The 25,493-nt window shown below is 65.5% G+C and carries 18 protein-coding genes; 3 read left to right on the forward strand and 15 right to left on the reverse strand.

Annotated features, from left to right (window positions below):
* Position 1: 1 nt before the first annotated feature.
* The gene (locus ACP15I_RS19605) at positions 2-433 is read right to left on the reverse strand and encodes a DUF1489 family protein (RefSeq protein ID WP_424967936.1); all 432 of its coding nucleotides are present in this window, start codon (positions 431-433) and stop codon (positions 2-4) included.
* A 141-nt stretch (positions 434-574) separates the two neighbouring features.
* Here ACP15I_RS19605 and ACP15I_RS19610 point away from each other — a divergent pair, with 141 nt between their 5' ends.
* The gene (locus tag ACP15I_RS19610; RefSeq protein WP_424976341.1) at positions 575-3,070 is read left to right on the forward strand and encodes an adenosylcobalamin-dependent ribonucleoside-diphosphate reductase; all 2,496 of its coding nucleotides are present in this window, start codon (positions 575-577) and stop codon (positions 3,068-3,070) included.
* A gap of 16 nt (positions 3,071-3,086) precedes the next feature.
* Here the strand turns inward: ACP15I_RS19610 and ACP15I_RS19615 are convergent, their stop codons facing one another.
* From ACP15I_RS19615 to ACP15I_RS19675, 13 genes are all read right to left on the reverse strand, one after another.
* The gene (locus tag ACP15I_RS19615; protein WP_424976342.1) at positions 3,087-5,054 is read right to left on the reverse strand and encodes a 4-alpha-glucanotransferase; all 1,968 of its coding nucleotides are present in this window, start codon (positions 5,052-5,054) and stop codon (positions 3,087-3,089) included.
* Positions 5,051-7,150 (reverse strand): glycogen debranching protein GlgX, encoded by a 2,100-nt coding sequence (gene glgX, locus ACP15I_RS19620; RefSeq protein ID WP_424976343.1) that lies wholly within the window; start codon positions 7,148-7,150, stop codon positions 5,051-5,053. The genes ACP15I_RS19615 and glgX overlap by 4 nt, the downstream gene beginning before the upstream one ends.
* Entirely contained in the window at positions 7,147-8,583 is a 1,437-nt protein-coding gene (glgA, locus tag ACP15I_RS19625; RefSeq protein WP_424976358.1) for a glycogen synthase GlgA, read from the reverse strand. The genes glgX and glgA overlap by 4 nt, the downstream gene beginning before the upstream one ends.
* An 18-nt stretch (positions 8,584-8,601) precedes the next feature.
* Positions 8,602-9,861, reverse strand: coding sequence for a glucose-1-phosphate adenylyltransferase (gene glgC / locus ACP15I_RS19630; RefSeq protein ID WP_424976344.1), 1,260 nt, complete (start codon positions 9,859-9,861; stop codon positions 8,602-8,604).
* 22 nt (positions 9,862-9,883) lie between these two features.
* Positions 9,884-12,106, reverse strand: coding sequence for a 1,4-alpha-glucan branching protein GlgB (gene glgB, locus ACP15I_RS19635; RefSeq protein ID WP_424976345.1), 2,223 nt, complete (start codon positions 12,104-12,106; stop codon positions 9,884-9,886).
* Positions 12,103-14,478, reverse strand: a complete 2,376-nt coding sequence (locus tag ACP15I_RS19640) for a glycogen/starch/alpha-glucan phosphorylase (protein WP_424976346.1) — start codon at positions 14,476-14,478, stop codon at positions 12,103-12,105. The genes glgB and ACP15I_RS19640 overlap by 4 nt, the downstream gene beginning before the upstream one ends.
* Before the next feature lie 283 nt (positions 14,479-14,761).
* Positions 14,762-16,261, reverse strand: coding sequence for a mannitol dehydrogenase family protein (locus tag ACP15I_RS19645; RefSeq protein ID WP_424976347.1), 1,500 nt, complete (start codon positions 16,259-16,261; stop codon positions 14,762-14,764).
* Positions 16,254-16,559, reverse strand: a complete 306-nt coding sequence (locus ACP15I_RS19650) for a hypothetical protein (RefSeq protein ID WP_424976348.1) — start codon at positions 16,557-16,559, stop codon at positions 16,254-16,256. Before ACP15I_RS19650 ends, ACP15I_RS19645 begins: the two co-directional genes overlap by 8 nt.
* Positions 16,556-17,560 (reverse strand): ABC transporter ATP-binding protein, encoded by a 1,005-nt coding sequence (locus tag ACP15I_RS19655; RefSeq protein ID WP_424976349.1) that lies wholly within the window; start codon positions 17,558-17,560, stop codon positions 16,556-16,558. Before ACP15I_RS19655 ends, ACP15I_RS19650 begins: the two co-directional genes overlap by 4 nt.
* 12 nt (positions 17,561-17,572) lie before the next feature.
* Positions 17,573-18,403, reverse strand: coding sequence for a carbohydrate ABC transporter permease (locus ACP15I_RS19660; protein WP_424967924.1), 831 nt, complete (start codon positions 18,401-18,403; stop codon positions 17,573-17,575).
* A gap of 10 nt (positions 18,404-18,413) precedes the next feature.
* A complete protein-coding gene (locus ACP15I_RS19665) occupies positions 18,414-19,280 on the reverse strand; it encodes a carbohydrate ABC transporter permease (protein WP_424967923.1) in 867 nt (288 codons plus the stop codon).
* Between the two features lie 125 nt (positions 19,281-19,405).
* The gene (locus tag ACP15I_RS19670) at positions 19,406-20,713 is read right to left on the reverse strand and encodes an ABC transporter substrate-binding protein (RefSeq protein ID WP_424967922.1); all 1,308 of its coding nucleotides are present in this window, start codon (positions 20,711-20,713) and stop codon (positions 19,406-19,408) included.
* Positions 20,714-20,825: 112 nt separating this feature from the next.
* On the reverse strand, positions 20,826-21,860 hold the full coding sequence (locus tag ACP15I_RS19675; protein ID WP_424976350.1) for a LacI family DNA-binding transcriptional regulator: 1,035 nt from the start codon (positions 21,858-21,860) through the stop codon (positions 20,826-20,828).
* Between the two features lie 159 nt (positions 21,861-22,019).
* On the opposite strand from ACP15I_RS19675, the gene ACP15I_RS19680 reads away from it, so the two are divergent.
* Together ACP15I_RS19680 and ACP15I_RS19685 are read left to right on the forward strand one after the other, a co-directional pair.
* Positions 22,020-22,838 carry a glycosyl transferase gene (locus tag ACP15I_RS19680; RefSeq protein ID WP_424976351.1) on the forward strand — a complete coding sequence of 273 codons (819 nt, stop codon included), beginning with the start codon at positions 22,020-22,022 and terminating at the stop codon, positions 22,836-22,838.
* A gap of 62 nt (positions 22,839-22,900) precedes the next feature.
* The gene (locus tag ACP15I_RS19685) at positions 22,901-23,617 is read left to right on the forward strand and encodes a hypothetical protein (RefSeq protein ID WP_424976352.1); all 717 of its coding nucleotides are present in this window, start codon (positions 22,901-22,903) and stop codon (positions 23,615-23,617) included.
* On the opposite strand, the gene ACP15I_RS19690 is transcribed toward ACP15I_RS19685, so the two are convergent.
* On the reverse strand, positions 23,614-25,493 hold a 1,880-nt coding region (locus ACP15I_RS19690), incomplete at its 5' end, for a VCBS domain-containing protein (protein WP_424976353.1). The genes ACP15I_RS19685 and ACP15I_RS19690 overlap by 4 nt on opposite strands.

Consider the following 25,493-nt stretch of genomic DNA (forward strand, 5'->3'; position numbering starts at 1 on the left):
CTCAGCGCACGCCTATCTCAGCCAGCGCCATCTCGAGCTTGGGGGGCAGTGTCTCTTCGCGGCGCTTGGCGCTGCTGAGATCGGCCGGGGCGTCCTGCGGGGTGAGGTAGCGCCAGCCCTGGAAGGGGCGTTTCGGGGCGGCCTCGGTCCGGTGGACCTCCGGATCCAGTACAATCCCGCAGCGGATGATGCCATCGGCGCCCACCACTTCGTCCAGCCGCAGGATCCGTTGCCGGGCCAGAACGATGCCCTTGAACACCCAGTAGATCGAGCCGCCATTGAGAATCTCGTCGCTGCGTTTGGGCCACATGCGGGTCACATGGCGCGGCAGGCCGTCGGGCCCCTTGGCCCGTGCGGAGGCCTGCCAATTGGTCAGATCCTCGACTTTCTCGGCGCCCACGCAGAGTTTGATGAGATGGACAGTCTTTTCCACAGGCTTATCCCCAGATTCGTCCCCAGAACGGGTCGCGACACACCGTATATCGTAGAGCAGACAGACCGCGCTGCAACCTGTTGTGTCTCCTGCGGATGTTGCGGTATATTATGAGGCTGCTGCACATAGGGAATCGCTGCCATGACTCGTTTTTCCGCGCCTATCTCCGAAACGATCTGGGACATGAAATACCGCTTCAAGGAGGCGGACGGCACGCCGCTCGACACCACGGTCGAGGATAGCTGGCGCCGGATCGCGCGGTCACTGGCCGAGGTCGAGGCGGAGCCGGAGGCTTGGGAGCCGAAATTCTATGCCGCGCTTGAGGATTTCAAGTTCCTGCCCGCCGGGCGGATCACGGCAGGGGCCGGGACTGAGCGGTCTGTGACCCTTTTCAACTGCTTCGTGATGGGCACTGTTCCCGACGATATGGGCGGGATTTTCGAGGGGCTGAAAGAGGCCGCGCTGACCATGCAGCAGGGCGGCGGGATCGGCTATGATTTCTCGACCATCCGGCCCAAGGGGGCCGTGGTCAAAGGCGTGGCGGCGGATGCCTCGGGGCCGTTGTCATTCATGGATGTCTGGGATGCCATGTGCCGCACGATTATGTCCGCAGGCTCGCGCCGCGGGGCGATGATGGCGACCATGCGGTGCGACCACCCGGATGTGGAAGAGTTCATCGCGGCCAAGTCCGATCCGGCGCGGTTGCGGATGTTCAACGTCTCGGTTCTGGTGACGGACCCTTTCATGGAAGCGGTGAAGTCCGACGGGTCCTGGGATCTGGTCTTTGACGGCAAGGTCTACAAGACCGTGCAGGCGCGGGATCTGTGGAACCGGATCATGCAGGCGACTTATGATTATGCCGAGCCCGGGGTGATTTTCATCGACCGGATCAATGCGGCGAACAACCTGAGCTATTGCGAAACAATTGCTGCGACGAACCCTTGTGGGGAGCAGCCCCTGCCGCCCTATGGCGCCTGTCTGCTGGGATCGATCAATCTCGCGCGGCTGGTCTCGGAGCCCTTCACGGAGGCGGCCGAGCTGAACGGGGCGGAGCTCGACGGGTTGGTCGCCACCGCCGTGCGGATGATGGACAATGTGGTCGATGCCTCGCGCTTCCCGCTGGAGGCACAGGCGGCCGAGGCGCGCGCCAAGCGCCGGATCGGGCTTGGGGTGACGGGGCTCGCGGATGCGCTCCTGATGCTCGGGCTGCGCTATGGCTCCGAGGAGGCGGCGCGTCAGACCGAGCACTGGTTGCACGCGATCGCCCGCGCCGCGTACCGGGCGTCGGTGCAATTGGCACGCGAAAAGGGCGCTTTTCCGCTCTTCGATGCGGAGGCCTATCTGCAGTCAGGCACGATGCAGGCCATGGATGAGGACGTGTGCGCAGAGATTGCCGAACACGGGATCCGCAACGCGCTGCTGACCTCGATCGCGCCGACCGGGACGATCAGCCTTTATGCTGGCAATGTCAGTTCCGGCATCGAGCCGGTCTTTGCCTATTCCTACACGCGCAAGGTTCTGCAGAAGGATGGCTCGCGCACCGAAGAGGAAGTGGTCGATTACGCGGTGCAGATGTGGCGCGACCTGAAAGGGGATGCGCCGCTGCCGGATTACTTCGTCAACGCCCAGACGCTTGCCCCGCAGGACCATGTCCGCATGCAGGCCGCCGCCCAGAAATGGGTCGACTCGTCGATCTCGAAAACCATCAACTGCCCCGAGGATATCAGCTTTGACGATTTCAAGGACGTCTATATGGCAGCCTGGGATCAGGGCTGCAAAGGCTGCACCACCTACCGCCCGAACGCGGTGACTGGCTCGGTTCTGAGTGTTGCCAGCGAGAGTCCAGAGAGCCAAACCTTGGCGGATAGAGTCGTCCTGGCTGCTGAAAAGAAAAAGCTTTCTCTTCGGCAGGTATCGCTCCAAGCGGGCCTCGCGGCTGGCTACGTCCATGGTCTTAAAACTGAAGGTAAGTCTCCTTCGGCGGAAAATGTGCAAAAACTTGCAACCGTTTTGGGCGTAGATGCGGGATGGCTTATCGCGGGTGACAAAGCCGGCAATAACTTAGGCGAGGTCAAACCGGTCTCGGAGGCGCGGCTCGATGGCGATGTCGTCTATATCTCGGACCCGCTGGACCGTCCTCAGGCGCTGGAGGGGCAGACCTACAAGGTGAAATGGCCGCTGACCGATCACGCGATCTACATCACGATCAACGATGTGGTGATCAACGGGCATCGGCGGCCCTTCGAGGTCTTCATCAACTCCAAGAACATGGAGCATTTTGCCTGGACCGTGGCCCTCACCCGCATGGTGTCGGCGGTATTCCGGCGCGGGGGGGATGTGTCCTTCGTCGTCGAAGAGCTCAAGGCCGTGTTCGATCCCCGGGGCGGTGCCTGGATGGATGGCAAATATGTCCCGTCGATCCTCGCGGCCATCGGCAGCGTGATCGAGCGCCACATGATCGCGACCGGCTTCATCGAGGGCGAGGGGATGGGGTTGAAAACCGATCCCCATGCCGAGGTCGTCGCCGTGGGCGAAGCCCCGCGCGGCCCGTCCTGCCCCAATTGCGGATCCTTCGCGCTGCGCATGGTCGAGGGGTGCAACACCTGCGCCGATTGCGGCTTCTCGAAATGCGGCTGAAGGTGCTGCGCAGGACCTAGGCGGCCCCGCGGGTCTTCGCAGGGCCGCGCGCGTTAAACCGCGCCGCGGTCTCGGTCAGCTCGGGCGCGGTCTCGACCTCTGCGACATCCACCGGCAGGCGGCGGCGCCAGTTGGGATGGGCATCGATCGTGCCGGGGAGGTTTTGCGCCTCCTGCACGTCAAAGACATCGTCGAGCTGCACCGCGACCATGGCCGAGCGCGCCCCGGCGAGCTCTCGGTTGATCCCGTCCCGAACCTGATCGAACCGGGCCGAGGGGGCCAGCCCGCAAGCCTCGCGCAGCCCGGCGCGCTGATGGGCGCGGGCGCTGTGACGCTCCGCCCGCTCGGGCGCGCGCATCCAGCCGACCCGGAGCCACCATTCGATATCCACCCCGTGCCAGAAGCCGGAAATCGTCGGGGTGTCATGGGTGCCGAAGCAGGCCATGCTCTGTTCGGGCAGGGAGGATGTATCGCGCACGCGGCCATCATCCTCGGTCTCGAACTGCCAGACCGCATAGCTGTAGAGCCCCGCGGCCTGCATCTTGTCGCGGAAGCCGTCCGGCACGAGGCCGAGATCCTCGCCAATCACGACGCAGCCCGTGCGCGCGGCCTCGATGCTGATCACCGCCAGCAGGGCCTCATAGGGCTGGGTGATATAGCCCCCGGGGCTGCCATCCTCGGGGAGCCAGAAGCTCCGCATCAGGCCGAGCGCGTGGTCGATCCGCAAAAGGCCGCAGGTGGACATCAGGTTCCAGAGGATCTTGCGCAAAGGCAGGTACATGGCGGAGGCCAGCGCCGTGGGCGCATGGGCCGCAAGCGCCCAGGACTGACCCTCGGGGCTGAGATGGTCGGGCGGCGCGCCGATCGTCACGCCCGTGGCAATGGTGTCCGCGTTGAGCCAGACCTCGGCCCCGTCCGGGCGCGGCCCCACGGCCAGATCGAGATAGAGGCCCAGTCCCATGCCCGCCGCCTTGGCCCGGCCTTGCGCCGCGTGGATCTGGGTCTCGGCCTTGTATTGAAGCCAGAGGTGGAAGTCCGCGCGCGCTCCGGCATGGCGTGCGGCCCCTTGGCCCGGTTTGCGGGCGGCGGCAGGCCAGCGACGGGTTTCGGCCCCATGCCGCTCGCTCAGGGCTTCGAACTGGGCAAAGGCCTCGGTGTCCGGATCGGCGGCGGCCCTCCAGGCCAGAAAGGCCGGGTCGTCCTTGCCGGCCTCGTATGCGTGCTCCAGCGCGGCGCGGTGCGCGTGCCGAAACGCGGGGTAGTCGATCAGGGCGGCCTCGGGCGTGGGGCCCAGCCCGCCCTCCAGCGCGATGTGATCGCAGTTGAGAAATCCGCGATGGGAGGGGGAATAGGGGCTGATGATCTCGGTTTCTGCCCAGCCCAGGGCATGGACCGGGTTGATCCCGAGAAACTGCGCACCGTGCCGTGCCAGACCTTCGGCGAGGGTGCCGAGATCGGCATAGCTGCCCAGCCCGCCATTCTGCGCGCTGCGCAATCCGTAGAGCGCGCCGGTCACGCCCCAGCACTGCGTCAGACCCGTGGCCTCCGCGTGGCCGGGGGCCCGGTCGGGGCGGACGAGAACGCGGATTTCCTTGCGCCATTCGGCGGCCGTCAGGGCCAGGGTGTAATACCCGATCTCCAGCCTCGGCAGGCTGAGGGTATCCGTCCCGCGCCCCTCGGCGGCAAGCGCCCCGTGTTCGTCGATCAGCGCCCAGGCGCAGGGGCCGGGCAAGGCAAGGGTCTCGGGCGTGTCGGCAAGCAGGATCCGTTCATCGGGCAGTTGCCCGGCAGGGCCCGGCGCGGTCAGAGCCGCGAGGCTGTCGTGCAGGTCCGACGGACTCCGGGCCGGGACACCCAGCGCGGATAGAAGCGCGCGCAGGGTGTCGGGGGCGGCGATCTGTTCGTGGCCCTGCAGGTCGTGAAACCGCGTACAGACCCCATGCGCCTCGGCCAGACGGCGCAGATCGGCATCCGGATCGCTCATGGGGCGGGCTGGGGCGCGCTGGCAAAGGCCGACAGGCTCTGCGCCGGGACCTCGACCTGATCGCCGGTGATTACCAGCGACGCTTGCGCCATCACCGAGGTCTCGATCATCCGTGTCCAGACGCCCTGCGGCAGGTGCAACGCGAGCGGCGCATCGGTGCGATTGAAGGCCAGCAGCACCTCGTCCCGGATCTCGGCCCCGGCCACGCTTTCGGCACTGCCCCGAAGGAGCAGGCAGAGGCTCGCAAGCCCCGGATCCCGCCAGTCCAGCGGTGCGCCGTCAAAGCTGCGCCATTCCACATCCGGCTTGCCATCGCCCGGGCGCGCCTCCCCGTGGAGGAAATCGAGCTGCCGCACCGCCGGGTGCGCCTTGCGGACCTGCGATACTGCGGCCGTGAAGTCGATCAGCTCGGGATCCAGCGCGGCCCATTCCACCCAGCTTGTGGGGTTGTCCTGGCAATAGCTGTTATTGTTGCCCTGTTGGGTATGGCCCCCCTCATCCCCGCAGAGCAGCATCGGCGTGCCCTGGGACAGGAACACGGTGGCCAGCAGATTGCGCTGCCGCTGAGCGCGTCGGGCGCGGATCTCGGGGTCGGAACTGGGGCCTTCGACGCCGAAGTTTTCGCTGAAATTGGCGTGATGACCGTCGCGGTTCTCTTCGCCATTGGCGTGGTTGTGCCGCTCGGCATATCGGGTGGTATCGGCCAGGGTGAACCCGTCATGGGAGGCCGCGTAATTGACCGAGGCCCAGACCCGCCGCCCCTTGGTGTCGAAGATATCCGCCGAGCCCAGCAGGGCGGAGCCGAGATCCTGGGCACTGTGCCGGTCGCCGCGCCAGAACCGCCGGATCGTGTCGCGGTAGCGGTCGTTCCACTCGGCGAATTCGGGGGAGAAGCTGCCGAGCTGATAGCCGCCCGGACCCACATCCCACGGCTCCGCGATCAGTTTCACGCCGCTGAGCACCGGGTCCTGCCGCAGCGCGTCGAGGATCCCGCCGCGCGGATCGAACCCCTGCGCCTCGCGCCCCAGCGTGGTGGCCAGATCGAAGCGGAACCCGTCCACCCCCATCACCGTCACCCAGAAACGCAGACTGTCGAGGATCATGCGCATCACGAAGGGGTGGCTCACATTCAGCGTGTTGCCGCAGCCCGTGTCGTTCACATAGTAGCGCGGCTGCCCGTCGATCAGCCGGTAATAGGCGGCATTGTCGAGCCCGCGGAAGGACAGGGTCGGGCCCAGATGGTCGCCTTCGCCGGAATGGTTGTAGACCACGTCGAGGATCACCTCGATCCCCGCCGCGTGGAACCGGTCCACCATGGCGCGAAAGCCCTGCACACCGCTTGGCCCGAAATAGCGCGGCTCGGGGGCAAAAAAGCCCAGGGTGTTGTAGCCCCAGTAATTCACCAGCCCGCGCCGGCCGAGCGCCTCTTCGGACTTGATTGCCTGCACGGGCAGAAGCTCTACCGCCGTGACGCCGAGCCGGGTCAGGTGGTCGAGCATCGGGGGCGTGGCCAGCCCGTCATAGGTGCCGCGCACGGGGGGCGCGATCTCCGGCGCGCGCATGGTGGCGCCTTTGACATGGGCCTCGTAGATCACCGCACCGCGCCAGTCCCGCCCGAGCGGGGTAGCATCCGGGGCAAAGAGCGCCGGGTCCGAGACCACCGATTTCGGCACGAAGGGCGCGCTGTCCGTGGTGTCGAAGGCCAGATCCCGGGCCGGGTTCGCCACCGGGTAGCCGAGGGTCGCCGTGTGGTCCGTGAGCCCGCCCTGCAGCTCGCGGGTATAGGGGTCCAGCAAGAGCTTGTGGATGTTGAACCGGTGCCCCTGTTCGGGGGCGAAGGGGCCCGCCACCCGGTAGCCGTAAAGCGCGCCGGGCCGCAGCCCGGGCAGGTAGCCGTGCCAGATATCGCCCGTGCGTTCGGGCAGGGGCAGGCGCAGCTCTTCGCGCTGGCCATCGGCGCTGTAGAGGCAGAGAAACACCGCTTGCCCATGTTCTGAGAACACGGCGAAATTCGTGCCCTCGCCATCGAAATGGGCCCCCAGACGGTGGGGGCTGCCCGGCTCGAACCGGGCCGACACATCGGCATGGTAGGTCATGGCGTCAGCGCAGCATAAAGATCGGCATAGCCCTGGGCCGAGCTTTCCCAGCCCACCGGGTGGCGCATGGCGGCGCGCTGCAGCTTCTGCCAGAGGCGCGGCGTCTCATAGAGCTCCACGACCCGGTCGATGGCGCGGGCGATGCCCTCGGCGCTGACCTCGTCAAAGACAAAGCCGGTGGCGACCTCGGCGGCCAGAGCGGCGACATTGGAGTCGATCACCGTATCGGCCAGACCGCCTGTGCGCGCCACCACGGGCAGGGTCCCGTAACGCAGCCCGTAAAGCTGGGTGAGGCCACAGGGCTCGAACCGCGAGGGGATCAGGATCGCGTCGCTCCCGCCCTGCAAGAGATGCGAAAGCGCCTCGTCATAGCCGATGAAACAGCCGACCCGCCCGGGATGGGCCTCGGCGGCCTGTCGGAACCCCTGTTCCAGCGCGGGCTCGCCACTGCCGAGAACGGCGAGCTGCGCGCCGCGCCCGACCAGATGGGGCACTGCGCCCAGCAGGGCGTCGAGCCCTTTCTGGCTGGTCAACCGGCTGACCACGCAAAAGAGCGGCCCGTCACCTTCCGGGTCCAGCCCCAGTCGCGCGCAGATCTCGGCCCGGTTCTCGGCCCGGCGTTTCAGGCTGCGCGCGTCATAGGCGCGGGGCAGGGCGGCATCCGCCGCCGGATCCCAGACCGCCATGTCGATCCCGTTCAACAGCCCGCTCAGCACGCTGCTGCGCGCCCGCAACAGCCCCTCGAGCCCCATGCCGAATTCCGGTGTCAGGATCTCCTGGGCATAGGTCGGGCTGACCGTGGTGATCCGGTCGCAAAAGGCGAGCCCGGCTTTCAGGAAGCTGAGATCGCCGTGATATTCGAGCCCCTCGGGATGGAACCAGTCCGGGTTGAGGCCCAGCGGGCCCAGCGTGTCCGGGTTGTAGCGGCCCTGAAACGCGATGTTGTGGATGGTGAGGGCCGAGCGCGGGTGATCGCGCCCGGCCATCTTGAGATAGACCGGGGCCAAGGCCGCCTGCCAGTCATGGGCATGGAGAACATCCGGCTGATAGCCGTCGATCTCGCCCATGCAGATCCGTGCCGCAGCCTGGGACAGCGCGCCGAAGCGCAGGTGGTTGTCGGTGAAGTCCTGACCCTGCTCATCCTGATAGAGCGTGCCGGGCCGGTCAAAGAGCTGCGGCATGTCCAGAAGCAGCAGGTCGATCCCCTCGGCCTGGGCCGTGACGATGCGCCCCTCGCCCCCGGGCAGCCCGCCCATCCGGGCCAGCTCCGTGCCGCCGGGCAGCAGCGGAAAGAGCCCGGGATACGCCGGCAAGAGCACCCGCGCCCGCAGGCCCAGCGGCGCCAATGCGGCGGGCAAGGCCCCGACCACGTCGCCCAGCCCGCCGGTCTTGGCGAAGGGCGCGCATTCGGAGGCCACCATCAGAATGTCCATCTCAGCCATCTTGGGTCGTCAGCTTTCCAGTTTGTCGATCATGTCCTGGGTGATCAGGCAGATCCCGTTTTCCGAGCGGCGGAACCGCTTGGCGTCGAGCTCCGGGTCCTCGCCGACGATCAGCCCGGCGGGGATTTCCACGCCCCGGTCGAGGATCACGTTCTTGAGGTAGGCGCGGCGTCCGACCTTTGCATAGGGCAGGGCGACCACGCCTTCGAGCTGCGCATAGGAATGGGTTTTCACCCCGGTGAAAAGCAGGCAGCGGAACAGGGACGAGCCCGAGATGATGCAGCCCCCTGACACCATGGACGAGACCGCCTGCCCGCGACGGCCTTCCTCGTTATGGATGAACTTCGCCGGCGCCGTCAGTTCGGAATAGGTCCAGATCGGCCAGTCCGTGGCATAGATATCGAGCTCGGGCTTGAAATCCGTCAGGTCGATATTGGCCTGCCAATAGGCGTCGATCGTCCCCACATCGCGCCAGTAGGGCTCGGTCTCGAGCCCGGACATCACGCAGGAGCGGCTGAAGGGATGCGCCCGCGCGCCGCCTGCGGCCACGATCTTGGGGATGATGTCGGTGCCGAAATCATTGCTGGAGTCGGGGTTCTTTGCGTCCTCGCCCAATACCTCATAGAGGTACTCGGCCTCGAAGACATAGATCCCCATGCTGGCCAGCGCTTTGGTCGGATCGCCGGGCATGGGCGGGGGATCGGCAGGCTTTTCGACGAATTCGAGGATCTTGTCGGTCTCGTCCACAGCCATGACGCCAAAGCCCCTGGCCTCTTCGCGGGGCACGGCGATGCAGCCCACGGTGACCTGCGCGCCGGAGCGCACATGTTCCTCGATCATGAAGGAATAGTCCTGCTTGTAGATATGGTCTCCGGCGAGGATCAGGACGTATTTCGGGTCATAGCCCTTGATGATCTTGATGTTCTGGGTGACCGCATCGGCGGTGCCCTTGTACCAGTTATCCTCGTCCAGCTGCTGCGAAGCGGGCAGGATATCGAGGCTCTCGTTGCGCTCGGCGCGGAAAAAGCTCCAGCCGCGCTGCATGTGCCGGATCAGGCTGTGCGCCTTGTACTGGGTTGCGACACCGATGCGGCGGATGCCGGAATTGACCGCGTTCGAAAGCGCGAAGTCGATGATCCGCGTCTTGCCCCCGAAATACACGGCCGGTTTGGCCCGGATATCCGTCATTTCCTTCAGGCGGCTGCCCCGCCCCCCGGCCAACACATAGGCCATTGTCTGTTGTGCCAGGCGAAATCTGTCCTGTTCCATTGCGTCCTCCCCTAATGCCGCGTCAGCGCGTTGCCGCGCCGGTCCATTCGTAAAACACCGTTGCCAGTGGTGGTATTGTGATCTCGATCGAGTGGTCGCAGCCATGGGCCGGGACCGGGTCTGCGGTGGCGCCCCCGGGGGTGCCCATGCCGCTGCCGCCATACTCCGCCGCGTCCGAGTTCAGCCGCTCGGCCCAGTGCCCGGCCTCGGGCACGCCGATGCGGAAGCCCGTGCGCGGGACCGGTGTGAAATTGCTGAGCACGAGCACCGGGGCCGTGCCCGCATTGCCCATGCGGACCCAGGAAAAGATCGAATCCGCCGCGTTGCCGCCATCGATCCACTGGAACCCCTCGGGGCTGCTATCCTTCTGGAACAGCGCGGGCATCGCCGCATAGACCCGGTTGAGGTCCCGCAGCCAGGCCTGCATCCCGGCATGGAGCGGATCCTCCAGCAGGTGCCAGTCGAGGCTGGTCTCGTTGTTCCATTCCTTGGCCTGACCGAACTCGCCGCCCATGAAGATCAGCTTCTTGCCCGGATGGCCGTACATGAAGCCGAAATAGGTCCGCAGATTGGCGAAACGCTGCCAGTCATCGCCGGGCATCCGGCCCAGCAGAGAGCCCTTGCCATGGACTACCTCGTCATGGCTGAGCGGCAGGATGAAGTTCTCGGTGAAGGCGTAATGCAGCCCGAAGGTCATCTTGTCGTGGTGGTATTTGCGGTTGATCGGGTCTTCGCCCATGTAGCGCAGGGTGTCGTTCATCCACCCCATGTTCCATTTGAACCCGAAGCCCAGACCGCCCGTATCCGTGGGCGCGCTCACGCCCGGAAAGGCGGTGCTTTCCTCGGCGGCGGTCAAGATGCTGTCATCGGCGGCATAGACCACCTCGTTCATCCGCTGCAAAAAGGCGATCGCCTCGAGGTTTTCGCGCCCGCCATCCTTGTTGGGGACCCATTCGCCCTCCTTGCGGGAATAGTCGCGATAGAGCATCGAGGCCACGGCATCGACCCGCAGCCCGTCGATATGGAACTCTTCGAACCAGTAGCGGGCATTGGCGATCAGGAAGTTCTGCACCTCGGTGCGACCGTAATTGTAGACCAGCGTGTTCCAGTCCGGGTGATATCCTTCCTTGGGATCGGCATGCTCATAGAGCGGGGTGCCGTCGAACTGACCGAGTCCGTGAGCATCGGTCGGAAAGTGTCCGGGCACCCAGTCGATGAGCACGCCGAGATCGGCCGCATGGCAGGCCTCGACAAAGGCACGGAAGTCATCGGGCGTCCCGAACCGCGAGGTCGGCGCGAAGAGGCCGACGGGCTGATAGCCCCAGGAGCCGCCGAACGGGTATTCCGAGATCGGGGTCAGCTCGAGATGGGTGAAGCCCATCTCCTGGGCATAGGTCACAAGCTGATCGGCCAGTTCGCGATAGGTCAGGGGGCGGTTGCCCTCCTCGGGCACGCGGCGCCAGCTTTCCAGATGCACCTCGTAGATCGAGATCGGCTGGTCGATCTTCTGACGCGCGCCACGGCGCTGCATCCAGCCGCCATCGGACCAGTCATAGCTGTTCAGGTCGCGCACGACCGAGGCGGTCTTCGGCGGCAGCTCGGCCCCGAACCCGACCGGGTCCGCCTTGAGCGGCAGCAGGTTGCCGTGCTGATCCAGCACCTCGTATTTATAGACCGCGCCATCGCCGAGATCGGGCACGAAGATCTCATGCACGCCGGTGGCGCCCCGACGGCGCATGACATGGCGCCGCCCGTCCCAGCCGTTGAAATCCCCGACCACCGAAACGCGCGACGCGTTCGGGGCCCAGACCGCGAAATGGGTGCCGGGCACGCCTTCATGGGGGCCGACATGGGCGCCGAGCGCTTTCCACAGGGCGTTATGGGTGCCTTCGCCCAGCAGGTACTCGTCCATCTCGCCCAGTCGCGGGCCATGGGCATAGGCGTCCCGCTCTTCCCAGGTATCCGCGCCCCGGGTCATGCGCAGCCGGTAGGCGAACCGCTTCTTGCGGCGCGGGATCACCCCCTCGAACAGCCCCGGCGCGCCGGTTACCGGGCTCAGCCCGGCAAGGCGTCGCCCGGTCTTGGCGTCGAGCACTTCGACCCCGTCAGCCTCGGGGCGCAGGGCGCGCAGCACAAGCTTGCCGTCTAGATCGTGCAGGCCCAGCACGGCGAATGGATCGCCATGACGGCCCGCCACCAGAGCCTCCGCCGCGGCGGGAGGGGTCAGAGCGGTCGCGGAGGTCATGCGGATTTCTCAAGCGCCGAGCGCGGCGGTGCGGCTTTCCAGATGTCGCGCGCATAGCCCTGGATCGTCCGGTCGGACGAGAACCAGCCCATGCTCGCGGTATTGGTCACGGCCATGGCCGACCAGGCCTGCGGGGTGCGGTAGACCACATCCACCCGGCGTTGGGTGTCGTAATAGTCATCGAAATCGCAGGTCACGAGGAAATGGTCGTGGTCATAGAGCATGCCGACCAGCCCGTGATAGCGGTGCGGCTCGTCCGGCGAGAACACCCCTTCGTAGATCTGGCCCAGCACCCGTTGCAGGCGCGGGCTCGCCTCGATCGCTGCGCGCGAGAAGCCCGGCTGCTGGCGACGCGCCACGACCTCGCTCGCGGTCAGGCCAAAGAGGAAGAAGTTCTCGGATCCCACATGCTCGCGGATCTCCACATTCGCGCCATCCAGCGTGCCGATGGTCAGCGCGCCGTTCAGGGCGAATTTCATGTTGCCCGTGCCCGAGGCCTCCTTGCCCGCGGTCGAGATCTGCTCGGACAGGTCCGCCGCCGGGATCAGGCGCTCGGCCATGGTGACGTTGTAATTGGGCGGATAGACCAGCTTGAGCATATCGCCGGTCACCGGGTCGGCATTCACCACCGCGCCCACATCGTTGATCAGGCGGATGATCTCCTTGGCCATGGCATAGCCCGGGGCCGCTTTGCCGCCAAAGATCTTGACCCGTGGGGTCCAGCCCGCATTGGGATCGTCGCGCATCTCGGACCAGAGCGCGACTGTCTCCAGCAGGTTCATGAGCTGCCGCTTGTATTCGTGGATCCGCTTGATCTGCACGTCGAACAGGGCGTCCGGGTTCACATCGATCCCGCAGGTCTCGGCGATCCAGTTCGACAGCTGCACCTTGTTCGCGCGCTTGGCGGCCATGAAGGCGCTGACGAAGGCCGGGTCGGACCGCTTGTCCTTGAGGCTGCTGAGCTGTTCGAGGTCGCTGACCCAACCGGTGCCAAGCTCCTCAGTGATCAGGTCGCGCAGGCCTGGGTTGCAGCCATAGAGCCAGCGGCGCGGGGTGATCCCGTTGGTCTGGTTGATGATCCGCGTCGGATGGATCCGGTGCAGATCGGCAAAGACGGTCTCTTTCACCAGCTCCGTATGGAGGGCAGAGACCCCGTTGACCTTGTGCGCCATGATGAAGGCCAGCTCGCCCATGCGCACATCCCCATGCTCGAGGATGCGGGGGCTGCCGGGGTTCTCGGCCTGCTGGGTTTCCTCGATCACGCGGATGATCTCGAGATGTCGGGGCAGGGTGCGCCCGAGCAGGTCCTCGCTCCAGCGTTCCAGCGCTTCGGGCAGGAGCGTATGGTTGGTATAGGCGAGACAGCGGCGCGCCAGTGCAATGCCCTCGGCCATGGGCAGGCCATGGACATCCACCAGCATCCGCACAAGCTCGGGCCCGGCAATGGCCGGGTGGGTGTCGTTGAGCTGGATCGCCACATGGTCGGGCAGGGCGCGCAGGTCGTCATGGTCGCTCAGGTAGCGGCGCAGCAGGTCCATGATCGAGGCGGCGGTGAAGAAATACTCCTGCTTGAGGCGCAATTCCTTGCCATTGTCGGTCGTGTCATCGGGGTAGAGCACCCGCGAGATCGTCCGCGCCAGCGCTTCGGAGCGGTTCGCGGCGAGGTAGTCGCCCCGGTTGAAACTGTCGAGATCGAACTCCCCGGCGGAGGTGGCCGACCACAGGCGCAGCGTGTTGCCCCAGACCCCCTGCCAGCCGATGATCGGCGTGTCATAGGCCGTGGCCAGCACGACCTCGCCTGGATGCCAATGGGCCTGCCCGGCATCATGGGTCACATGGCCGCCAAAGCAGATCTTGTGGGTCACCTCCGGGCGCTCGAATTCCCAGGCGTGGCGCTGGCTCAGCCAGGTCTCGGGCTTCTCGGCCTGTTCGCCGCCGACAAAGCTCTGCTCGAAAAGGCCATGCTCATAGCGGATGCCATAGCCATAGGCCGGCAGGCCGAGGGTCGCGAGCGAATCCATGAAACAGGCCGCGAGTCGTCCCAGACCGCCATTGCCAAGCGCCGCATCGGGCTCGTCATGGACGATCGCGTCGTAATCCTGACCCAGATCCTCCATCGCGCGGCGGGCCGCGTCCTCAAGCCCGAGATTGGAGATCATATCCTCGATCAGCCGTCCGATCAGGAACTCCATCGACAGGTAATAGACCCGTTTCGTGCCAAGGGCATAGGTCTCTTGTGTGCTGTCGATCCAGGTGTCCACCAAGCGGTTGCGCAGAACCAGCGACAGGGCCATGCGCCAATCATAGGGCGAGGCATGCGCGGCGTCCTTGCCCAGGGCATAGCGCAGCTCTTTGAGGATATCGTCTTTCATGGGAGTGTCATCGCCTTGTTGCTCACGGGGCAGGTGCGTCGCTGAATGCGTTAGCGCTAGCAGTTCCCCTATACCTGACCTTCGAGCGCGCGCCTAGAACCCTTGTCGCCCTCGGCAGGGGCGGGCCGGACCCATTGGACATGGGGGGCGCGCGCTATCTGTGGCCCTATCTGTGGCCCGTGATTGTGACATGGGCGCGGGATGCTTGCGGCACCCCGCGCACGTTTTCGGGGCGGGCCTGGGACCGGCCCAAAGCCAGCCCCCATGGCACCGCCGATCTCGCCTAGCCGCCGCCCTGTGCGGCCCGTTGATCGGGGCCGACATAACGGGTCAGCGCGGCGGTGGTCCCTTCGGCCCAGAGCGCCTGCAGCCAGCCCGCAAAGGCCTCGGCAAAGGCGGGCTGGTCCTTCAGATCTCCATAGAGCCGGGCCTGTTCGAGCCAGGCCATGGGCCGGTCGCGCGCCGCCAAGGCGGCTGCGTTGAGCTCGTCCCAGGCGGGGTCATTGGCGGCGATCTCGCTGCCATCCTCCCGGTGCCCCGCGCACATCCTTGCCCAGAGCGCCTCGACCAGGGCCAGCCCGGTGACCGAGCCCCCACGCGCCAGTTGATCGCGCAGGATCGGCAGCACGAACCCCGTGTGCCGCGCCGAGCCGTCAAACGCCACGCGCCGGGTCGTGTCAACAATCCGCGGATTGGCGAAGCGCGCGGTGATCAGCTCGGCATAGGCCTGGGGCGTGGTGCCGGGTACGGGATGGACCGTGGGGGTGATCTCCTCGGCTTGGACCCGGGCAAAGAGCCCCCGGACCAGCGGATCGGCCATGCAGTCCGCGATAGTCTCCAGCCCCAGAAGCTCTCCGGCATTGGCGAGCACCTGATGACCGGCATTGAGGATGCGGATCTTCATGGTCTCATAGGCGTGGACATCATCCGAGAAGGTGGCCCCGACCTTGTCCCAATCGGGCCGCCCGGCGCAGAAGTCATCCTCGATCACCCATTGACGAAAGGTCTCGTGGGTGACCGGGGCGGCATCCGCGATCCCGAGATCGGCGCAAAGCGCGCGTTCGGTCGGGCCCGTGGCCGGTGCGATGCAATCGACCATGGAGTTCGGAAAACTGCCCATGGCATCGATCCACTCCGCCAGCTCCGGATCCGAAAGCCGCGCCAGCGAGACCACTGTCTGGCGCAGGATCGCGCCATTGCCCTGCAGGTTGTCGCAACTCAGCCCGGTGAAGGGACCAATCCCCGCCGCACGGCGGAGCCTGAGCGCCTTGACCATGGCCCCGAAGGCCGTGCGCGGCGCGTCCGGATGGGCCGCGTCATGCTGGATCTCGGGATTGGCCTCGTCGAACCCCTTGGTGACGGGATCGACGAAATACCCGCTCTCGGTCACGGTCAGGGCGACGATCCGGGTGGCGGGGTCCGCCATGGCCGCGATCAGCGCGCCGTGATCCTCCTCGATGGGAAGGTAGTCGATCATCGGACCGATCACCTCGGCCGAGACGCTGCCGGGATCGAGCGCGATCAGCGTCGTCAGGCAGTCCTGCGCCAGCAGCCGCTCGCGCATGGCCGCATCATAGGGCCGCACACCCGCGCCGAGGATCGCCCAGTCATGGGCGCGCCCCTGTTCCATCAGCCGGTGCAGATACCAGGCCTGATGGGCGCGGTGGAAATTGCCGACACCGATATGCACGATGCCGGGGGTCAGCTGGCTGCGATCATAGGTCGGGTGCGGGATCGGGATCCGGTCCAGCGTCTTGTTGGACAGGGGGATCAGGTCAGTCATCCGAGATCCTCCTGGCGTGTTCAGAGGGTCCGACCCGGCCCGCGTGGCGCGCAAGAGAGGGGCGGAGGTCAAGACCACGCGCGCGCAGGGCGGGCGTGGTCGCGGCGTTGACGGGCTTGGCGGCGGTCAACGGGACGGCGATGGCCCGGACGCTAGACGCCCGGGCGGTCTGCGCGATCGCTGCGGTCTCGGCGAGACCCCGGAGGGTCCTGTCACGCAGGGATGTCGCGCCAAAGGCCCGCCCGGAAATCCGGGCGGAGCCTGTGGTCATCGCCGATGTTCCGGCGAGGGCGGTCATGCGATCCTCAGGCCCTGCGCATCGAAACGGTGGAGCTTGTCCATCTGCGGCGACAGGAAGATCTTGTCGCCATGCTTGACCTGGATATCGCCGGTGATCCGCACGGTCACCATATCCGCGAGCCCGGTATCATGGACGTGGATGAAGGTGTCCGATCCCAGATGCTCGGCCACGCCCACGCGGCCTTCCCACAGGCCTTCGGTCGTGCTGACATCCGTATGCTCGGGGCGGATGCCGATGCTCGTGGCGTCGTGCTTCTGGGCCTCGGGACCGTCGATGATGTTCATCTTCGGGGACCCGATGAAGCCGGCCACGAACTTGTTGCGCGGGCTGTGATAGAGCTCTAGCGGGGAGCCCACCTGCTCGATATGCCCGGCGCGCAGCACGACGATCTTGTCGGCCATGGTCATCGCCTCGACCTGATCGTGGGTCACGTAGATCATCGTGGTCTTCAGACGCTCGTGAAGCTCCGAGATCTCCAGCCGCATCCCCACCCGCAGGGCCGCGTCTAGGTTCGACAGCGGCTCGTCGAAGAGGAAGGCGGCCGGTTCGCGGACGATGGCCCGGCCAATGGCGACCCGCTGGCGCTGACCCCCGGAGAGCTGCCCGGGGCGACGCTCCAGGTAGTCCGTGAGGTTCAGGGCCTTGGCCGCGGACGAGATCCGGCGCTCCTGCTCGGCCTCGTCGATCCCGGCCATCTTCATCGGGAAGGCGATGTTCTTGCGCACCGACATATGCGGGTAGAGCGCATAGGACTGGAACACCATGGCCAGGCCACGTCTCGCCGGGGGCACATCCGTGGCGTCATTGCCATCGATGGCGATATGCCCGGTGGTGATGTCCTCCAGTCCCGCGATCAGACGCAGAAGGGTGGATTTCCCGCAGCCCGAGGGCCCGACGAAGACCGTGAACTCGCCGTCTTCGATGGTGAGGTCCAGAGGCGGAATGACCTGAACGTCACCGAAGCTTTTGGTCACTTGGTTAAGCTGAATTTGTCCCATAGGTCAGGTTCCTTATTTCACAGCGCCGAAGGTCAGGCCGCTGACGAGTTGTTTCTGGCTGAACCAGCCGAGGATGAGGATCGGCGCGATAGCCATGGTCGAGGCCGCGCTGAGTTTGGCGAAGAACAGGCCTTCGGGGCTGGAATAGCTCGCGATGAAGGCTGTCAGAGGCGCCGCATTGGCCGCCGTGAGGTTGAGGGTCCAGAACGCTTCGTTCCAGGCCAGGATGAAGTTCAACAGAAGCGTTGACGCAATCCCGGGAATGGCCATGGGGGTGAGAACGTAGAGGATTTCCTCCTTCAGCGACGCGCCGTCCATGCGGGCGGCCTCGAGGATCTCGCCGGGGATCTCCTTGAAGTAGGTATAGAGCATCCACACGATGATCGGCAGGTTCATCAGCATCAGGATGACGACCAGCGCCACACGGCTGTCCAGAAGTCCCAGATTGATGCAGATGAGGTAGATCGGGTAGAGCACACCCACCGCCGGCAACATCTTGGTCGAGAGCATCCAGAGCAGGATGTCCTTGGTCCGCTTGGACGGCACGAAGGCCATGGACCATGCGGCCGGAACCGCGACGATGATGCCAAGGATGGTCGATCCCCCAGCGATGATGATCGAGTTCCACAGGAACTTGGCGTAATTCGACCGTTCGAGAACCGCCGTGTAGTTCTCCATTGTCCAGTCAAAGGCCAGGAACACGGGGGGATCCGCAATCGCGGTCGCCTCGGTCTTGAAGCTGGTGAGGATGGTCCAGAGGATGGGGAAGAAGATCAGCAGGCCAATGCCCCAGGCAAAGGCGGTGTTGATCATCTTGCGTTGTTGAGTAACTGCGCGGGCCATGATGTCCTCCTCACGCGTCCAGGTTCTTGCCGACGATGCGCATCAGGAAGATGGCAACGATATTGGCGAGAATGATTGCGTATACGCCACCGGCTGAACCCAATCCGACATTCTGACTTTCAAGCACACGCTGGAAGATCAGATAGGTGAGCGTCCGGGTTCCGAAGGCACCGCCCGTGGTCACGAAGATCTCGGCAAAGACCGCCAGCAGGAAGATCGTCTGGATCAGCAGAACAATCGTGATGGCGCGGCTGAGATGCGGCAACGTGATGAAGGCGAAGCGCTTGAGCGGCGGGGCGCCGTCCATTTCCGCGGCCTCGAGTTGCTCGCTGTCCAGGGACTGGATCGCCGTGAGCAGGATGAGCGTCGCGAAAGGCAGCCACTGCCAGGAGACGATCATGATGATCGAGGTCATCGAGGCTTCGGATAGCCATGAGACCGGCTCGGCTCCGAAAAATCGCCAGAGATGGGCAAACAGGCCGTTGGTCGGGTCCATGAACATGTTCTTCCAGACCAGCGCCGAGACGGTGGGCATCACGAAGAACGGTGCGATGACGAGGATCCGGACCACACCCTGGCCCCACATGGGCTGGTTGAGCAGGATGGCCAGAAGAATACCGAAAACAATCGTTATCAACAAAACGCCGCCCACGATCGTCAATGTGGCGATCACCGAGGGCCAGAAGGCGCTTGAGCTTACAAATCGGACATAGTTGTCAAATCCGACCCAGCCCAGATCGCCGCCCCGCAGCGGCAAGTACTGTTTGAAGGAAAACATCAGGGTCATGATCAGGGGCACGAGCATCCAGCCAAGGAGCAGGACGACCGCAGGCATCATCATAAGACGCGCCGCTGACCGGGAGTGTTGGGTTGCCATTGGGCATACCTCCTCTGTTGATCGCCGTGAGGCTATCTATACAGGATCCGGAATTTTGAGAGAAAAGAAGGGGCCCGGGGGGCAGCGCACGCAGTTGGCGTGCCCCCCGGGCGGGGGAGGAGCGCTTAGCGGTAGCCCGCGGCTTCCATCGCGTCGTTGGTGATGGCCTGAGCCTTCTCAAGGGCCTCTTCGACGGTCTGCTGACCGGCATAGACGGCGGAGAATTCCTGGCTCACTTCGGTGGCAATCCCGGCAAATTCGGGGATCGCGGCGAACTGGACACCAACATAAGGAACCGGATCAACGGTCGGGTTGTTGGGGTCGGCTGCCAGGATGGACTCCAGGGTCTTCTGAGCGAAGGGGATGTCCTTGTAGTTCGGGTTCTCGTAGAGAGAGGTCCGCGCACCCGGAGGCACGTTGGCCCAGCCTTCGTTCTCGGCCACGAGCTCGATATAGTCTTTCGAGGTCGCCCACTCGATGAATTCCTTGGCTGCGCCCTCTTTCTGGGTGCCTGCCGGAACCGCCAGGGCCCAGGCCCAGAGCCAGTTGGAGCGCTTGCCGAGGCCGGTATCGGGGGCCAGGGTGAAGCCGACCTTATCCGCAACTTCGGAGTCGTTGGGGTTGGTCACGAAGGACGCCGCCACAGTGGCGTCGATCCACATGCCGCACTTGCCCTGCTGGAACAGCGAGAGGTTCTCGTTGAAGCCGTTGGTGGCATAGCCTGCCGGGCCGGATTCGGACATCATGTCGACGAAGAACGTGAGTGCTTCGTTCCACTGGGGCGTGTCGAACTGGGCGTTCCAGTCCTCGTCGAACCAGCGGGCGCCAAAGGCGTTCGCCGTCACGGTGATGAAGGCCCCGCCTTCGCCCCAACCGGCCTTGCCACGCAGGCAGATGCCGTTGATGTCGTTTTCGCGGTCGGTCATGGCGGCCGCCGCTTCGCGGATGAACGCCCATGTCGGCGCGTCCGGCATTTCCAGACCCGCTTTTTCCATCAGGTCCGTGCGATACATGACCATGGAGCTTTCGCCATAGAACGGTGCCGCATAGAGCGTGCCGTCATAGCTCAGACCCTGGCGCATGGCCGGCAGGATGTCGTCCACATCATATTCTGCGGACAGGTCATCCATGGGCACGAGCCAGCCATTGGCGGCCCAGATCGGGGCTTCGTACATGCCGATGGTCATGATGTCGAAGGATCCGCCTTTTGCGGCGATATCCGTGGTCACGCGCTGACGCAGCACGTTCTCTTCGAGGGTCACCCATTCCACCGTGTGCCCGGTCTTGGCGGTGAAATCGTCGGTCAGACCCTGCATACGGATCATGTCGCCGTTATTCACCGTGGCAATGGTCAGGGTTTCGGCGGCATACGCGCCGGTCGCCGTGACAAGCGCAAGTGCCGTCGCAGCATACATCGTGGTTTTAAGAGACATCCGGTTCCTCCCTACAGTCTGGATGATGCAACCAGTGGTAGCGGGAGTGCACGCGCTGCGTCAATAAAAATTTACGCGCGTTAAAAAATAAAAATACGCGGGACGCTGGATCTCAGGCGGAGTCGCGCATCACGAGCCGTCCGTCAAAGAAAGTTTCCGAGCGTTCCGAGGGGGTTGTGCCGGTCTCGATGCGCTCGAACAGGGTGCGCGCAGCGGCATTTGCGATGGCCTCGTAATCCTGCGCAATCGTGGTCATGGGCGGGCAGGTGAAGCGTGAAAACGGGTGGTCGTCATGTCCCGCCACGCGAATCTCGCAGGTTTCGCTGTGTCCCACGGGTATGTTCAGGCGATAGGCCGCCGCGAGCATCCCGATGGCGAGGCGATCATTGCTGCACAGGATCGTGTTGGTGTTGAACGCCTGCTCGGCCAGCAACCTGCCGCCCTCGCTGCAGCCGATCTCCTCGAAGTTCCAGCCTCCGCCCTCGGCCTGAAAGACATGGGGCGTCTGGCCGTGCTGCTCCATGCTCTCGATATAGGCGCGCCGATGGACAAAGGCGTTGGGGTGGGTCGGGTTCTTCATCTCGAACAGGCAGGGCGGCTCGCCGCTGCGGCAGAGATATTCCACCATCAGGTCGATGCTCTGGGTGTGGTTCGTGCCCACAAAAGCCTCGCCGGTTTCCTGCATATTCGCATCGAACAGAACGAGCGGGATGTCCGCGCCAAACGCCTGCACCGCCGCCTTGTTCGACAGCCGCCGTCCGAACGGCGCCAGCAAGACCCCGGCCGGCTTGAGCGAGCGGAGGGATTCGAGATTGTCCCGCTCCATCTCGGGGCGCCCATGGGAGCTCAGCAGGATCGGGCTGTATCCGGCCTCCAGACAGGCCAGTTCGACCCGACGGGCAATCTCGGAAAAGAATGGGTCCGCGAGGTTCGGCACCACCACGCCGATATTCTTGGTGGTGCGGCGGTTCTGGTTCACCGCAAAGACATTGGGGCGGTAGTCATGCTGCTCGAGCGCGGTCTCGATCTTCACCCGGGTCGAGGCCCGGACGCTTTCGGGATCGTTGAAGTATTTCGACAGGGTGGGACGCGAAATGCCGGAGACGCGGGCGAACTCCTCCATGTTCCGGATTTTCTTTTGCGTCATCTTGCAGCCTGTCTTGCGCCAAAGGTAGCGCGCGTAAAGTCTAAGCTTTACACTATTAACGTCCGGGCGCGTCGGTCAAGGCACAGGTTTCACCCCGGTTGCGGCGGATGCGCAGGCTCGATCATTGATTTGCGCAGCGCGGGGTGTTAGCGCCAGCCCATGAAAAAGCAGTTCATGTGCATCAACTGGGGCCCGAAATACGGCGCGGTCTACATCAACCGTCTCTACGAGATGGTGGCCCGCAACACGACGCCGCCTTTCCGCTTCGTGTGTTTCACCGATACGCGCGAGGGCGTGCGCCCCGAGGTGGATTGCTTCGATCTGCCGGAAATGCCCGGCTTCATGCCCAAGAACACGATCGGGCAATGGCCAAAATCCCGCCTCTGGGCTCCGACGCTGGGCGATCTGGAAGGGCCGGTCCTGTTTCTGGATCTCGACAGCGCGATCATCGGCTCGCTTGATCCGTTCTTCGAGTTTGGCGATCCCGAGGATGTGGTGCTGGCGCGCAACCCGGCCAAGCCGCTGCACAGGCTCGGGCAGACCTCGATCTACCGGATGCCCGTGGGCGCTCTGGCCCCATTGCAGGCCATGTTTGCCGCCGATCCGCAGGCGGTGGCCGATGAATACCGGTTCGAGCAGCATTTCGTGACCAAGAACGCCCCGGGCGGGGTGAAGTTCTGGCCGCGCGGCCTGGTCGCGCATTTCCGGATCCATTGCATCCCGCGCTTTCCCCTGAACTTCTTCCTGCCGCCCAAGCCGCCGAAGAATGCCCGGGTCGTGATCTTTGCCGGGGCCCTGAACCCGCCCGATGCCATTGCGGGCCGCTATGTCGAACGGTTGCCCCATCTGCCACGGCTCGCGCATCTCAAACGCGCCCTCGGTCAGAAGAAAAAGCTCAAGGCCATGCGCCAGTTTTTCTATCCCGCGCCTTGGGTCGCCGAGGCCTGGGAAGGCAAGAGCCCGGGCAATCCGGACTAGGCGCGTCGCCTCTGGCGCGGATTTTACCTGACCTGCCGGGGATCAGGGCTATGATTTGCGCCATGGACAGGACCCGCCTTGCCTCTCTGCGCATCCTCTGGCTCGCCTGCGCGCTGACCCTGACCGCGCTGCCCCTGCGGGCGGCGGATGTCACGTTTATTGTCAATGAAAACCGGATGGCGACCACGGTCTACCTTCGGATCAACGCGGTCTTGCTGGAGCCTGTCTTTGGCATGGCGCCCGACCATCTGTGGTCCGAGACGGAGGCGTTGGACTACGCAGCGCTCAAGGCGCGGCTCGATGCGCGCGCGCCGGAGCTTTGGCCGCAACTGGGGATCGAGACGGGGCAGGGGGCTGTCCCGGCGACCCCCATGGGCATGGTCATGCACCCGCGCGCGCGCCCGGTGCCCTTCGACACACCCCTTGCAGCTTCGATCGCCGCTGCGGTCTGCGTCACCCCGACCGAGCTCGTGGCGGCGCGCCCCGCGCTTGATCTCTATGCCGGGTTCGTCCTGCGCGGCGAGGGGGTGCGCGACCTGCACTGGGCCCTGGATGCCGAGGCTCCGGCGCCGGTGACCGTCCGGATCGACCGCTTCGACGCAGGCAAACCCCTCGGCGCGCAAGAGCTGGTGCTGGCCCCGGGTCAGCAGGTTGCGCTGACCGAGGCCGCGCCTAAGGACGCTCCGCTCTGGCCTTGGGGCGTTGGCGCGGGCGCGCTCGCGTTTTCGCTGGGCTGGTGGATCCGTCGCAGCCCGGCATTGCGGATCTCGCGCCCCTAGGCCGAGGGCGTCGTGGTCGCCACAACATCGTCCTGTACGGAGACGAGATTGGCGAAATCTCCGAGCCCGCCCAACACGTCCGAGAGATCCGCTCCTCCGGCATCTGCATCCGGGGCATCGGCGCTGGCATCCCCTGCATCCGTTGACGTCTGATCCGCGTCCGGGTCATCCGGAAAGGCCGCATCGAGCAAGGCGTCAACGGCATCATCCGTCCCATCCGCGTCCTGCAACAGGTCGGGCAGGTCCGGGTCCTGCTGTTGCGCAGGCACCTGATCCACCGCCGTCAGGTTCAGTGCCGCCGGGGCCGGGGTGTTCGAAACGACCAGAGAGGTTGCGACCTGAACGGTGACCGTCTCGACGCGGATCCCGCCATCCGGGTCCGACACCGTGACCTTGAAACTATCCGTCCCTACGAAGCCCGCACCGGGCAGGTAGAGATAGTCACCATTGCTCGAAACCACCACATCCGCATTGGTCGAGGGCGTATCAAGCGCAAAGGTCACCGCACTGCCCTCGGGATCCGTGGCGGTCAGCGTGCCGAAATTGATGGTTCCCGCCGTGGCCGTGATGGTCGGCAGGTCGAGGCTTGGCGCGTCATTCGTGCCGGTGATGGTGACGCTGAGGGTCTGGGTCGCGGTGCCCCCGAGCCCGTCGGAGACGGTGACCTCCGTGGTCTCGGTGACCTCTTGCCCCGCGGCGAGGGACTGGGCGGCGTCCGGGTCGAGCGTATAGCTCCAGGCCCCGTCCGGGGTGATCGCGAAAGCGCCGAGCGCGGTGGCGGCACCGCCCGACCAGCTGAGCACGGCGCCGGTATCGGGATCGCTCGCGGCAAGCTGGCCGCCGGTGACATCCGCCGGCCCGTCCTCGGTCAGCGCCCCGGCCGCATCGCCCGGCCCCGAGGTCACCACCGGCGCGTCATTCGTGCCGGTGATGGTGACGCTCAGGGTCTGGGTCGCGGTCCCGCCGAGCCCGTCGGAGACGGTGACCTCCGTGGTCTCGGTGACCTCCTGGCCCGCGGCGAGGGACTGGGCGGCATCGGGGTCGAGCGTATAGCTCCAGGCCCCGTCCGGGGTGATCGCGAAGGCGCCGAGCGCGGTGGCCGCACCGCCCGACCAGCTGAGCACGGCGCCGGTATCGGGATCGCTCGCGGCGAGCTGGCCGCCGGTGACATCCGCCGGCCCGTCCTCGGTCAGCGCCCCGGCCGCATCGCCCGGCCCCGAGGTCACCACCGGCGCGTCATTCGTGCCGGTGATGGTGACGCTGAGGGTCTGGGTCGCGGTCCCGCCCAGCCCGTCGGAGACGGTGACCTCCGTGGTCTCGGTGACCTCCTGGCCCGCGGCGAGGGACTGGGCGGCATCGGGGTCGAGCGTATAGCTCCAGGCCCCGTCCGGGGTGATCGCGAAGGCGCCAAGCGCGGTGGCGGCACCCCCCGACCAGCTGAGCACGGCGCCGGTATCGGGATCGCTCGCGGCAAGCTGGCCGCCGGTGACATCCGTCGGCCCGTCCTCGGTCAGCGCCCCGGCGGCATCGCCCGCCCCCGAGGTCACCACCGGCGCGTCATTCGTGCCGGTGATGGTGACGCTCAGGGTCTGGGTCGCGGTGCCACCCAGCCCGTCGGAGACGGTGACCTCCGTGGTCTCGGTGACCTCTTGCCCCGCGGCGAGGGACTGGGCGGCATCGGGGTCGAGCGTATAGCTCCAGGCCCCGTCCGGGGTGATCGCGAAAGCGCCAAGCGCGGTGGCGGCACCGCCCGACCAGCTGAGCACGGCGCCGGTATCGGGATCGCTCGCGGCAAGCTGGCCGCCGGTGACATCCGTCGGCCCGTCCTCGGTCAGCGCCCCGGCGGCATCGCCCGCCCCCGAGGTCACCACCGGCG

Origin of the sequence: Dinoroseobacter sp. S124A (assembly GCF_049801015.1) — a bacterium.
Classification (GTDB): Bacteria; Pseudomonadota; Alphaproteobacteria; order Rhodobacterales; family Rhodobacteraceae; genus Dinoroseobacter.

Bases quoted from the DNA above. Each gene is read 5' to 3' on its own strand.
- ACP15I_RS19610 (WP_424976341.1), top strand. From the start codon at position 575: ATGACTCGTTTTTCCGCGCCTATCTCCGAAACGATCTGGGACATGAAA.
- ACP15I_RS19615 (WP_424976342.1), bottom strand. From the start codon at position 5,054: ATGAGCGATCCGGATGCCGATCTGCGCCGTCTGGCCGAGGCGCATGGG.
- glgX (WP_424976343.1), bottom strand. From the start codon at position 7,150: ATGACCTACCATGCCGATGTGTCGGCCCGGTTCGAGCCGGGCAGCCCC.
- glgA (WP_424976358.1), bottom strand. From the start codon at position 8,583: ATGGACATTCTGATGGTGGCCTCCGAATGCGCGCCCTTCGCCAAGACC.
- glgC (WP_424976344.1), bottom strand. From the start codon at position 9,861: ATGGAACAGGACAGATTTCGCCTGGCACAACAGACAATGGCCTATGTG.
- glgB (WP_424976345.1), bottom strand. From the start codon at position 12,106: ATGACCTCCGCGACCGCTCTGACCCCTCCCGCCGCGGCGGAGGCTCTG.
- ACP15I_RS19640 (WP_424976346.1), bottom strand. From the start codon at position 14,478: ATGAAAGACGATATCCTCAAAGAGCTGCGCTATGCCCTGGGCAAGGAC.
- ACP15I_RS19645 (WP_424976347.1), bottom strand. From the start codon at position 16,261: ATGACTGACCTGATCCCCCTGTCCAACAAGACGCTGGACCGGATCCCG.
- ACP15I_RS19650 (WP_424976348.1), bottom strand. From the start codon at position 16,559: ATGACCGCCCTCGCCGGAACATCGGCGATGACCACAGGCTCCGCCCGG.
- ACP15I_RS19655 (WP_424976349.1), bottom strand. From the start codon at position 17,560: ATGGGACAAATTCAGCTTAACCAAGTGACCAAAAGCTTCGGTGACGTT.
- ACP15I_RS19660 (WP_424967924.1), bottom strand. From the start codon at position 18,403: ATGGCCCGCGCAGTTACTCAACAACGCAAGATGATCAACACCGCCTTT.
- ACP15I_RS19665 (WP_424967923.1), bottom strand. From the start codon at position 19,280: ATGGCAACCCAACACTCCCGGTCAGCGGCGCGTCTTATGATGATGCCT.
- ACP15I_RS19670 (WP_424967922.1), bottom strand. From the start codon at position 20,713: ATGTCTCTTAAAACCACGATGTATGCTGCGACGGCACTTGCGCTTGTC.
- ACP15I_RS19675 (WP_424976350.1), bottom strand. From the start codon at position 21,860: ATGACGCAAAAGAAAATCCGGAACATGGAGGAGTTCGCCCGCGTCTCC.
- ACP15I_RS19680 (WP_424976351.1), top strand. From the start codon at position 22,020: ATGAAAAAGCAGTTCATGTGCATCAACTGGGGCCCGAAATACGGCGCG.
- ACP15I_RS19685 (WP_424976352.1), top strand. From the start codon at position 22,901: ATGGACAGGACCCGCCTTGCCTCTCTGCGCATCCTCTGGCTCGCCTGC.